8 protein-coding genes are annotated in these 12,526 nt (G+C 43.2%); all 8 read left to right on the plus strand.

Going from position 1 to position 12,526, the window contains the following annotated elements; all coding sequences use genetic code 11:
- Positions 1-42 precede the first annotated feature (42 nt).
- The 8 genes from VMW78_08975 to VMW78_09010 all read left to right on the plus strand — a co-directional run bounded on the left by VMW78_08975 (position 43) and on the right by VMW78_09010 (position 12,438).
- Positions 43-1,173: a sodium ion-translocating decarboxylase subunit beta gene (locus VMW78_08975; GenBank protein ID HUV51134.1), complete on the plus strand. Its 1,131-nt coding sequence runs from the start codon at positions 43-45 to the stop codon at positions 1,171-1,173.
- Between the two features lie 228 nt (positions 1,174-1,401).
- Positions 1,402-2,346, plus strand: a complete 945-nt coding sequence (locus VMW78_08980) for a hydrogenase small subunit (protein HUV51135.1) — start codon at positions 1,402-1,404, stop codon at positions 2,344-2,346.
- A 50-nt stretch (positions 2,347-2,396) separates the two neighbouring features.
- Positions 2,397-4,049 carry a nickel-dependent hydrogenase large subunit gene (locus tag VMW78_08985; GenBank protein HUV51136.1) on the plus strand — a complete coding sequence of 551 codons (1,653 nt, stop codon included), beginning with the start codon at positions 2,397-2,399 and terminating at the stop codon, positions 4,047-4,049.
- Positions 4,050-4,226: 177 nt separating this feature from the next.
- Complete coding sequence (locus VMW78_08990) at positions 4,227-4,760, plus strand: HyaD/HybD family hydrogenase maturation endopeptidase (GenBank protein HUV51137.1); 534 nt, start codon at positions 4,227-4,229, stop codon at positions 4,758-4,760.
- Entirely contained in the window at positions 4,738-4,965 is a 228-nt protein-coding gene (locus VMW78_08995) for a HypC/HybG/HupF family hydrogenase formation chaperone (protein HUV51138.1), read from the plus strand. Before VMW78_08990 ends, VMW78_08995 begins: the two co-directional genes overlap by 23 nt.
- 37 nt (positions 4,966-5,002) lie before the next feature.
- The gene (locus tag VMW78_09000; GenBank protein ID HUV51139.1) at positions 5,003-8,209 is read left to right on the plus strand and encodes an MMPL family transporter; all 3,207 of its coding nucleotides are present in this window, start codon (positions 5,003-5,005) and stop codon (positions 8,207-8,209) included.
- Positions 8,210-8,247: 38 nt separating this feature from the next.
- Complete coding sequence (gene hypF / locus VMW78_09005; GenBank protein ID HUV51140.1) at positions 8,248-10,566, plus strand: carbamoyltransferase HypF; 2,319 nt, start codon at positions 8,248-8,250, stop codon at positions 10,564-10,566.
- 495 nt (positions 10,567-11,061) lie between these two features.
- Positions 11,062-12,438, plus strand: a complete 1,377-nt coding sequence (locus VMW78_09010; GenBank protein HUV51141.1) for a bifunctional diguanylate cyclase/phosphodiesterase — start codon at positions 11,062-11,064, stop codon at positions 12,436-12,438.
- Positions 12,439-12,526 lie beyond the last annotated feature (88 nt).

Below are 12,526 nucleotides of genomic sequence, written 5' to 3' on the forward strand. Positions count from 1 at the left end.
AACCACTTTTTGCGAATGAAAGAGAGGAGCAAGATTTAATCAATGGTAAATCTGTTAATAGAATTTTTGTCCAATACAGGTTTCGCGCTTGCCGGCTATCAGAATATTATAATGATTTTAGTGGGTATTGTGCTTATTTATTTGGGAATAGCAAAAGGTTATGAGCCGTTTCTTCTGATACCGATCGGTTTTGGTATTTTGATGGGTAATATTCCTGTGATCAGGGATTTTGGACTCGGAATTTATGAAAAGGGCAGTTTTTTAAATTACATGTATTATGGCGTTATGCATGATATTTATCCGCCATTAATCTTTTTAGGTGTAGGAGCTCTTACTGATTTTTCTGCAATGCTTGCGCGTCCATCGTTGATCCTTTTGGGAGCAGCAGCCCAGCTGGGAATTTTTGCAACTTTTTTAGGGGCTCTTGCACTTGGCTTTGCTCCGAATGAGGCTGCATCAATAGGCATTATTGGAGGGGCTGACGGGCCTACGGCTATTTTTCTTACAGCCGTGCTTGCTCCGCGGCTGATAGGTCCTATTGCAATCGCAGCTTATTCATACATGGCGCTGGTCCCTGTAATCCAACCACCCATCATGAGGCTGCTTACCACACGCAAAGAACGGCTTATAAGGATGGAAGAATCTCGCAAGGTTTCAAAGAAAGAAAAGTTGATTTTTCCCATAGTTGGATTTTTGCTCTGCTGTTTCATAGCTCCGGGCGCGCTTCCTCTTCTCGGCATGCTCTTTTTCGGGAATCTTTTAAAGGAAAGTATAGTGGCGGAACGTCTTGCCAGGGCAGCCCGCTCTTCTATTATTGATTCAGTAACTATATTGCTGGGCATAGCTGTTGGAGCGAGCACACAGGGCGATGTTTTTTTGACCGGCAAGTCTATAGGTATTTTTATCCTTGGCGCTTCAGCCTTTGCCGTGGCAACGGCAGCGGGTGTTATCTTCGCAAAATTCATGAACCTTTTCCTGCGTCAAAAGATAAATCCGCTTATAGGTGCGGCCGGCGTATCGGCTGTTCCTAATTCCGCCCGCGTAGTTCAGATAGTCGGTCAGAAAGAAGACCCTTCAAATTTTCTTTTGATGCATGCCATGGCTCCAAACATATCAGGTGTTATTGGTTCAGCAATTGCGGCGGCAATTTTATGGAGCTTTTTAGGTGGCTGATAAAAGTAAAGTTGTCCCTGAAAAATGCAATACCTTTCCTCAAAGCAACAAATTATTTTTCTTGACTTATATTATGAGTTGAGTTAAAAATTTTTATTCAATAAATTAAATTACTTCAGCCATTATTACATGTCTTTTTTAATGCCGTAGATATTGAGAGGGCTTTAACTATTATCAACTTATTGACAGTATTTATTGTAACCTTATAATAGCATCAAGGAGGTGCCAATGAAAAAGGAAACAAGTGAATTTTATAAAAGGCTGGAAAAGAAAGGGGTCTCAAGAAGAGACTTCATGAAGTACTGTACCTTTCTTACAGCTACCATGGGGCTTTCATCATCATTTGTTCCAAAGGTAGCAGAGGTATTTGCGGACCCGGCACAGCGTCCGCCTGTAATCTGGCTTCATTTCGGTGAATGTACAGGGTGTTCCGAAGGGTTCTTAAGATCCACTTATCCATATCCGGACGATCTGGTTCTTGAAATTCTTTCCGTAGAATATCATGAAACCATCATGGCTGCCGCAGGACACCAGGCAGAACAGAATCTTCGCGCAGCAGTTAAAAAATACAATGGAAAGTTCATATGCGTTGTTGAGGGAGCGATTGCTACAAAATACAATGGAGCTTATGGAAAAATTGGTGGCCGGACATTTCTGGAAATTGCAAAAGATGTCTGCCCAAAGGCTGCTGCCGTTATCTGTATGGGAACCTGTTCCTCATATGGTGGCGTCCAGGCGGCAAAACCTAATCCAGGCGGATACAAAGGTGTTGGAGATGCTCTTGGCATTAAAACATTGAACATTCCAGGATGCCCTCCAAATCCGATTAATCTTGTCGGCACAGTGGTTAATTATCTCCTCCTTGGCAAACTTCCGGCTCTTGACGATCTGGGCAGGCCGCTCTTTGCTTATGGTAAAACCATCCACGATCAGTGCCCGAGAAGATCACATTTTGAAAACGGCGAATTTGTTACCGAGTTTGGTTCAGAAGAGGCGGCCATGGGCTATTGCCTTTACAAAGTGGGCTGCAAGGGGCCGGAAACCTTTAACAATTGTCCAACTGCAAAATTCAATGACGGCACGAGCTGGCCTGTTGAAGCAGGGCATCCCTGCATTGGATGCAGTGAACCTGATTTCTGGGACAAGATGAGCCCGTTTTATGAGGAAATGTAGTCAGAAAAACAAATAATAATCCTTTTTAAGAAAAAAAGGGAGGAGATAATATGGGTAAAAGAATAACAATAGATCCAATTACCAGGATAGAAGGCCATCTTCGTATTGAAGTAGAGGTGGCGGGAGGCAAAGTTGTAAACACCTGGAGTTCAGGTCAGATGTTCAGGGGAATCGAGATGATTCTCAAAGGGCGAGATCCACGGGACGCTCAACATTTTGTCCAGCGCTCATGCGGAGTCTGCACTTATACGCATGCTCTTTCTTCAGTAAGAGCGGTTGAAGATGCGGTGGGCGTCAAAATACCTGAAAATGCGCGTATAATCAGAAACCTTCTTCACGGAGCACAGTTCCAGCATGACCACATTGTTCATTTTTATCATCTCCATGCTCTGGATTGGGTAGATGTTGTAAGCGCAGTTACAAAAGCCGATCCGGCCAAAACAGCCGCGCTTGCCGATAATGTGAGCAACGCTCCGTTTGGCGGCACGGTTTATTATAAAAATATCCAGCAGCGGCTTAAAACCTTTGTTGATAGCGGTCAACTCGGTCCACTGAATAATGCTTACTGGGGACATCCGGCATATAAAATGCCGCCTGAGGCGAATTTGATGGCTACAGCGCACTATTTTGAAGCGCTTCGTGTCCAGGCCAGAGCAGCCAGAATGCATGCTATATTCGGCGGAAAGAATCCGCATTTACAGTCGCTTGTTGTCGGAGGCGTAACGTGTGTAAAGGACTTAACTCCTGATCGTATAGCTGAATTTCTGTATATTGCAAAAGAGACCCAGAAGTTTATCAAGGATGTCTATATTCCTGATCTGCTGGCTGTTGCCTCATTTTACAAGGAGTGGGGAGCAATCGGCGGAACCACAAATTTTCTGGCATGGGGAGACCTTCCTGAAAGCGATGAGGAACCTGAAAGCCTGTTGATGCCGAGGGGCGTGATCATGAAACGGGATCTTGCCGGTGTAAAAATGGCAATGCAGGAAAAGGTTACAGAACATGTTGCCCGTGCATGGTATGAGAAAGGCAGCCCAAAACATCCTTATAAAGGCGAAACAAAACCGCTCAAGGAAGATCCCAAATATAAACCGGATAGCGGTAAATATTCATGGTTAAAAGCGCCTCGCTATGATGGCGAGCCATGCGAGGTAGGTCCTCTGGCAAGGGTGCTCGTTGCTTATGCAAAAGGACATAAAGATATAAAAGCCGTGGTTGACAGCACATTGAAGAAACTCGATATTCCGGTAACAGCGCTCTTCTCAACCCTTGGAAGAACGGCGGCAAGAGGACTTGAGACAATAGTTATCGGCGATGCCATGCCTGGATGGGTTATGAAGCTGGTCGAAAATATTAAAAATGGCGATACTAAGACATATCAGCCATGGGAAATGCCGGACAAGGCTATGGGCGTAGGATTAAATGATGTTTCCAGAGGGTCTTTAGGGCACTGGATTGAGATCAAAAACAAGAAGATCGAAAACTACCAGTACGTGGTGCCTTCGACCTGGAATCTTGGACCAAGGTGCGAAAAAGGCAAGTTAGGACCGGTTGAAGAGGCTCTTATCGGTACGCCGGTTGCGGATCCACAGCGTCCGATTGAAGTCTTGCGAACCATTCATTCCTTTGATCCCTGCATAGCCTGTGGAGTTCATATAATTGATCCTGAGTCCAACCAGGTATACAAGATTAAGGTACTATAAGCTAACAACTTAACTATTTCCCTCCCAGGGCCTTGCTTGAATGCGAGGCTTTGGGAGGTTAACTCTTCATCCCTGCCTTTTATTGAGATCTCGCCTTTGATTACTTGTTGCCTGAAAAAACCGATTTTGCTATAATTACAGAAAAGCTGTTCCTTAACTTGACAGGATAAATAACTTATGGGAAAGATAACAAAAAAGAACTCACAGCATATTATGATCTTAGGCGTGGGCTGCATTCTTTTTACTGATGAAGGATTCGGCGTGCGTGTTATCGAAAGGCTTCAAGAGCGTTACGAATTCCCGGATAATGTTTCGGTTGTTGATGGAGGCGTTCTTGGGCTAAATCTTCTGGGAGTAATCTCCGAGGCTGATCATCTTATTGTTGTCGATGCTATTCGGAATAAAGGGCTTCCCGGTTCTTTGTATCGTCTGGAAGGAAATGCAATTACGGAGCGCATTCGGGCAAAGAATTCGCTTCACCAGGTGGATTTTTTAGAAGCCTTAACCATGTGTCAGGCGCTTGATAAGGTTCCGAAAACTGTAATACTTGGTGTAGAGCCGGAGGATATCGACACTCTTAGTATTGAATTGACTCCAGCAGTCCAGACAAAAGTTGATCAAATGATAGAAATGATTCTTGCAGAGCTTGATCCTTTGGGGGTATCGTATCAAAAAAGGAGCAATGTATATGTGCCTTGCAATCCCATCTAAAATCATAAAAATTGAAAATAATATAGGAACGATAGATGTTGATGGCGTTCAAAGAAAGGTCAGCCTCCTTCTCCTTGAGGATGCAAAGGTTGGAGATTACGTTATCGTTCATGCCGGCTTTGCTTTGCATAAAATTGATGAAACTGTTGCTATGGAAACTTTACAACTGCTCAAAGAAGCAGCCGCTCTAATGGATGCAGAGTAGGCTAAATCCAACATAAAAGCTGCTGTCGGGATCTTATATGGATCATCGTAAGCCACCGCCAAACCGGTTTTCAAAATATTTTTCTTTTAATGAGATGCTGAAAAGGGTGCTTAACCGGCCATTGACGATTATCCTGGTTATTTTGGCTGTCACTCTCTTTTTTGCATTGCATATCCCCCGGCTGTCTTTTCGTACTTCTGTCTATGACCTGGTAATTAAAGATATTCCTGAAACATCCCGGTATGAGGCATTCAAAAAGATATTCGGTTCCGACGAAATTATCCAGGTCGTGGTCAAAAGCAAGAACGTGTTTGATCCTTCCACCTTTCGCAAGATTGAATATCTTGCGGAGGCTGCTTCCGGAATCAAAGGGGTGAGAAGGGTAATCAGTCTTCCCGGCATCAAGAATGACATAGATATTACCCGAAGGTGGAGTCCGGAAAAATTCGCAGATCTGATAGCTCCGGTAGACCTGTTTCAAAAAAACCTTATTTCAGCGGATCGTAGGACAACCGTTCTGACCCTGGTTTTGAAAAAGGAAGCCCGAAACGAAATTGTTATCAAGGACGTAGAGAAGATAATCGCAGGCGCGCCCAGGGACCTTTCCGTTTACCAGATCGGCATGCCGCTGGTTTCCATGGCTCTTGCCGAGTTCACTGAAAAGGACTTTTTCCGGCTCACTCCAATTACCTTACTGCTCATCACCATAATTCTTTTCTTTGTGCTCCGGAATGTTCGGGGCGTTCTTCTTCCTATCACATGTGTGATGCTCGCGCTTGTATGGACATTTGGCTTCATGGCCTTGATCCATATCCCTTTGTCCATGCTGACCATGATCGTTCCGGTATTTCTTATCGCCATTGGGGCGGCTTATTGTCTTTATATCGTTTCCGAGTATTTAGTCTGCGCACAGCATGCCGATTCCCAGACAGATGCGGTGTTTTCAACCTTTTACAACATAACATTTCCAACCATTATGGCCATCTTTACTACGGCTATTGGAATAGGCTCTCTTTTTGTCAACAGAATCACCGCCATCCGCGAGTTTGCCATCTTTTCCTGCTTTGGCATGTTCAGTCTCATGGTTATTCTCCTTACCTTCTTCCCGGCGGCGCTGGCTCTCATCCCTTTGCCAGGGAAGAGGAAGACGGACCTCAATAGAACCGATCGTTTCTTTGATCGTTTTATTGACAGAATTATAAGCCTTAACCTTAATCATCAGAAAATCACCCTGCCTCTTATCGCAGTTCTGGTTGTTTTTTGTATTGTCGGCATCTTTCGTATACGGGTTGAGACAAATCCAATGGAATATTTTAAGAAAGATATCCCTGTAAGCCGCCACTTTCATGACATCTACCAGGATATGTCCGGAAGCTTTCCGATTAATTTAGTTATGGAAAGCAAAAATGAAGATTATTTCGAAGACCCCTTAAGCCTTATTGAAATTGCAAACGTCCAGAAATTTCTTGAAACACTTCCAGGAGTAGACAAAACCGTATCATTTGCCGACTACATAAAGCTGGTCAACTATGCCCTCAACCAATTCGACCCCAAGTACTACACCATCCCTGAAGAGGCTTTTGAGGTAAGCATGTTGATCAATAACTATAAAATCATGTTAGGAGAGGACATGCTTTCACACTTCATGGATGCAGACCTTTCAAAGACAAATATTCTTCTGTTGACCCATATTTCGAGTTCCCGGGATTTTCTTCGCACACGGGAGAGGATTCTTGCACACGTCCAACAAAATTTTTCAGGGGATCTTGCGTGGGATGTAACCGGCCTTGGTGTTGTTGTTTCCGCAAGCAACCAGCTTTTGACCATGGGGCAGATCAAGAGTCTTTCTCTCACAATTATTCTTGTCTTCGGAATCATGTTTGTTCTCTTTCTGTCGATTAAAGTGGGGCTTATTGCTATTGCTGCAAATCTTTTTCCGATTATTGTCTGTTTCGGGATAATGGGCTGGTTCGGAATCGATCTTTCCATGGCAACCAGCCTTATAGCCAGTATTGCCATAGGATTAGCGGTGGACGACACGATTCACTATCTTGTTCGTTACAACCGAGAGTTTAAAAAGGATTTGGATAAAAAACGAGCGCTCAAAGAAACACTAAAACAGATGGGGCGGCCGATTATTTTCACCACACTTGCCATTAGCGTGGGTTTTTCCATCCTCGCTTATTCAAGCTTCAAGCCCACCTCGATTTTTGGCGTCATGATGATGATCACCATGATTTCGGCCCTGGTTGGAGATATGATCCTTCTCCCTTCTTTAATGCTGCACGTAAACCTGGTGACTTTGTGGGATCTGGTACGATTGAAACTCGGAAAGGATCCCCATCATGGAATTTCGCTTTTCAAAGGTATGTCTCCTACACAGGTTCATTATGTATTTATGGCCGGAGCTATTAAAAAGATCGACTCCGGAGAGGTGCTGTTTTATAAAGGAGATTCCAGCGATTCCATGTATGCGGTCATTTCCGGCGCAATGAATGAGATTATTCCTTTAATTAATGAACATCAAGAACGCAAACTTAGCATGCAGAAAGTGGTCAACCGCATAAGAGTCGGTGATGTAGTAGGTGAAAAGGGATTTCTCCGCTCTATCCGGCGATCGAGCACGGTGATTGCAACCGAACCGGTGGAGCTTTTGCAGATCAATTGGAAGATGATCCACAGGCTGCAATGGTTATATCCACCCACCGCCAATAAATTTTTCTTAAATTTTTTGGCTATCCTTTGCGACCGATTGGAAAGAGCAAATTACTCCCTTTTAGAGGAAACTCTTCTGGACGACCTGACAGGCTTCTATCACAAAAATGGATTTCTGGCAATACTGGAGATGGAAACCCAACGAGTACGACGATACGGTGGCGACCTCTCACTTTATCTCATGAGGGTCGAATTTGATATGACGAACTACGATTCGGTCTACAATGCCAAAAGGCAGGTCTTTTATTTCATTGGTAAAATCCTCTCCGGCCAAGTACGAAATGGCGATACACTGGGCCGGCTTGATTCCCGGACATTTGTCATGCTTATGCCTCAAATCCCAATTCAAAAGGCCCGGGCAGTCTCTAATCGCTTGCAGGATCTATTAAAGAAGAGGCTTTTTGAGACAAATGAAGTCCGCCTGAAGATCACCCTTAGCCTGGTCGGACTTGTGTGTGAAACTGATAAAACAGGGTTGGATCTGCTTGCCAGGGCTACGGAGACGCTTAACAGCTCCATGGAATTATAAGCAGGAAATGCCTTATATTCTTTTGCGCAGCAGGTTCTATGGACTATAAGAATGTCATGACATACAATTATATTGCTAACAGACTTAATATTAACGGAATAGTACAGGGCGTTGGTTTTCGGCCATTTGTTTATCAACTGGCAAGCCAATATGAAATAAAAGGTAATGTCGCAAACACCTCATCCGGTGTGGTTATACATATAGAAGGCACTAAAGATAATATTGAATCATTTTGCCGCGATCTTACTGAAAAAAGCCCGCCTCTATCCCATATCACAGATACTTTGATTCATCCTGAACCTGTTAAAGGTTTCAAGGAATTTTCCATTGCGAAGAGCATCGGCCGGTCAGCCTGCTCAACCCTTATTTCGCCTGATGTGTCTATTTGCGACGACTGCCTCACAGAGCTGTTCGACCCGGAGGATCGTCGTTTCCACTATCCATTCATAAACTGTACAAACTGCGGTCCCAGATATACCATTATTTCAGATATTCCCTATGACCGTCCAAAAACATCGATGAAACATTTTAAAATGTGCAAAATGTGTGAGGCTGAATATGATGATCCAGGCAACAGAAGATTTCACGCACAGCCAAATGCCTGTGAAAAGTGCGGACCTCATGTCGATCTTTTTGATAATAAAAGAAAAAAAATAATTTCTCAAAATCCGATTGAGAAAGCCGCACAGCTTTTAAAGCAGGGTTATGTTGTTGCGATAAAAGGCCTGGGAGGATTCCATCTTGCAGTTGATGCCGCAAACAATGATGCTGTCGGCACGCTCAGAAGCAGAAAACATCGCGAGGAAAAGCCGCTTGCAATAATGTCATGCGATATTGAACATATCCGCGAATATGCACATGTGCAAGCTAAGGAGAAGGCTCTTCTTAAATCGTCACATCGCCCTATTGTCATCCTTAAAAAAAAGAGGCCCAATCCTCTATCAACAAAAAACGTTTCACCGGCAAAAAATGTTTCACCGGGAAACAGATATTTTGGAGTGATGCTTCCTTATACACCTCTTCATTACCTTTTATTAAGCCACGATTTTACTGCTCTGGTTATGACCAGCGGGAATATGAGCGAAGAGCCGATTTGTATTGATAATGAAGATGCTTTTAAGCGGCTTTTAGAAATCGCGGATTATTTCCTCGTACATAATAGAGACATATACCTGAGAAGCGATGATTCAATAGTAAAACATACGGCCGGCCAGACCAGGTTTATGCGTCGATCAAGGGGATATATTCCTGTTCCTGTTTTTTTGAAGAAAAAGGTTGGCCAGATACTTGCCTGCGGTGGGGGGTTAAAAAGTACTGTTTGCCTTACAAAAGGGGATAATGCCTTTATAAGCCAGCATATCGGGGATCTTGAGAATCAGGCAACATATGAGTTTTTTCAATTAACCATTAATCACATGAAACAGATACTTGATATTAATCCCAAGATTATTGCCCATGATCTTCATCCTGATTATTTGAGCACAATATACGCGCTTGAACAGGAGGATGTTGAAAAGGTTCCTGTTCAACATCACCACGCACATATAGTCAGCTGCATGGCGGAAAACCGGCTGGATGGTCCGGTAATAGGGCTTTCCTTTGACGGCACAGGTTATGGAACCGACGGCAATATATGGGGGGGGGAGATACTCGTTGTCGAAGATAATGAATTCAGAAGGGCGGCGCACCTGTCATACGTTCCAATGCCCGGAGGCGGGGCAGCGATAAAAGAGCCGTGGCGTATGGCCGTAAGTTATCTTTACGATGCTTTTGGAAAAGATTTTGCCTGTCATAATCTTCCTTTGTTTGGGCAACTTGATGACAGCAAGGTAAAATTTATTGTTGAGATGATTTCAAAAAGGATAAATTCTCCCATTACTTCAAGCCTTGGGCGTTTTTTTGACGGAGTAGCAGCAATTGTCGGCATCAGAAATACTGTTTTTTTTGAAGGCCAGGCTGCTATGGAACTTGAAATGCTGGCTGATAAAAAGGCAAAAGGGATCTATAGCTTTGAATGGGCATCAGGGGAGATTCACAGGATTTTCCTTCAGCCCATAATATCCGGAATAGTTAATGACATGGAAAGGGGAATAAGTCCCTCAACAATAAGCGGCAAATTTCATAATACCATTATTGCCTTGTTTTCAGAACTGTGTGAAGTTATAAGAAAGGAAAACGGTTTGAATCGTGTTGCGTTAAGTGGCGGGGTATTTCAGAACTCGATACTTTTATCAGGTTTAATAAAAGGGCTTAAGCAAAGAGGTTTTCAGGTTATAACACACAGCCTTGTCCCGGCTAATGACGGGGGGATTTCTCTCGGCCAGGCAATGATTGCGGCAGCGGCCTGTAAAGGATAAAATAAGTTTAAGATGAGTTAAGGAAACTCAGAGGCACTTACAGCGATATTTTTTACCACCAAGAACACGAAGGACGCGAAGATAAAGAAAAATTCTTCATGTTTTTCGTGGCAATTAATAAGGTAACTTATCGAAAAGATAACAAATTAAATTGACTTGTATATTCGCTTAATTGTATTCATGGGAGTCGGGCCATGAGAACCTATTGATATTGTGGACAAATCATTTAAATGTAGCGTCATATAAGGCCTTAATAAGGGTGTTTTTGTGATGTAAAACACCTTTTTAAGGGGAAAAGCATATAAGAGGATGGCAAGAGCAAAAAGACATTACCTTTAGTAAAAAAACCGGCGTTGCTTCGCTCCGATTGGGTGGCCGATTTGAGCGGTATATGCATTATTGTTCGCCTGAGAAGTGTGAATGTATTGAGATGAAAGAAAGCGGCTTAATTAACTGTTAACATTTTTAGGCCTCATCCCAAAAAAGGAGGCGGTATTGAAAAAAGAAGATTCTACAACTTTAAAATCATGGATTGAGTTAAACAAGCTCGTAAAAGAAAAAAAGAATTTGGAGGAATTACTCTACGACAGGGTTACAGGTCTTCCAACTATTCCTCTCCTTTTAAAGGATATTGAAAAAATACTGCAAAGCAACAACAAAGTGGGCCTGCTCTGCATAGATGTGGTGAAGTACAGCAGAATTGAGGAGATTTATGGCTTTAAAATTTTCGACAAGGTAATGGCAATGGTAGCTGATATCCTTAATTCACTAATCGGAGGAGCGCTTAGAGGCGCTGATGTTATATCACAGCTTATGATAAGCGGCAACACTTTTGCCATCCTCCTTTCGCCGCCTCGCAAGCAATCCGAACTTAGAGAAGAAGACCTCCTAAAGATTAAAAAGAGGATAAATTCTAAAATTACCGATGCCATTCGCGACTCCCTTGATTATGCATTGTTTAAAAAATTTGGTTGCTACGTTGGAAGTGCGATCCTGAATTACGATAAAGAAATCCGCTTCGAGCGTCAAATTTACACAGTCCTGGAGGAGGCCCTTCAAGATTCGGCATCTGAAAAAGACAAAGATGCTAAAAAAAGGCTTGACGCACTTAAAAAGGTAATCAAAGAGGAAGAAGTCCATACCCTTTTTCACCCCATAGTAAGGCTTCCGGACTATAAGATCATTGGATATGAAGCCTTAAGCAGGGGAACGGGCCAAGGGGAATTTGAAAGGCCCGATAAACTGTTCAAGATGGCCTATAAAAGCGACCTGATCATCGAACTTGACCGACTCTGTAGAAAAAAAGCCTTAGCTGCAGCGTGTGATATTGCTCCGGGACGCATGCTTTTTTTGAATGTTGAGCCGAGCTCGGTAAATGATCCGGACTTAAGACAAATAGCAGCCTCTACCCTCTTGCTTGATTCAAAGTTAACCCCGGATCAAATCGTTCTGGAAATTACAGAACGATCGGCCATAATCGATTTTTCAGCCTTTAGAAGTGTCCTTGAATACTTTAGAGCTTTAGGTTTTAAAATAGCGATCGATGATGCAGGGGCGGGTTATGCGACTCTGCAATCCATAATTGAGTTAAAACCGGATTTCTTGAAAATTGATATGTCCCTTATTCGCGGCATAGACACGGACAATGTAAAACAGCAACTGGTAAAGGCCTTAAACAGATTTGGCCATGAAACAGGCGTAGGTGTGATAGCTGAGGGAATTGAAACCAAAGCTGAGTTAAGAACATTGTTGGATATGGGCATAGCTTTGGGACAGGGGTTCGTTTTTGCGTATCCGAGCGAACCATTTCCAAAAATAAGAAAGGATATACTTTCCAAACTGCCCAAATGTCGCAAACTCGTTAAGTCTTAAACTGCAAAAGCGAGGGAGATTCCGGTCTAATTTCAACTGTAGGGCTTGGTGTCAAATTTTGATCGACGCATTAGTGGAAGCAGGAGGA

It is taken from the genome of Anaerolineae bacterium, from assembly GCA_035529315.1.
Classification (GTDB): domain Bacteria; phylum Desulfobacterota; class Desulfobacteria; order Desulfobacterales; family ETH-SRB1; genus Desulfaltia.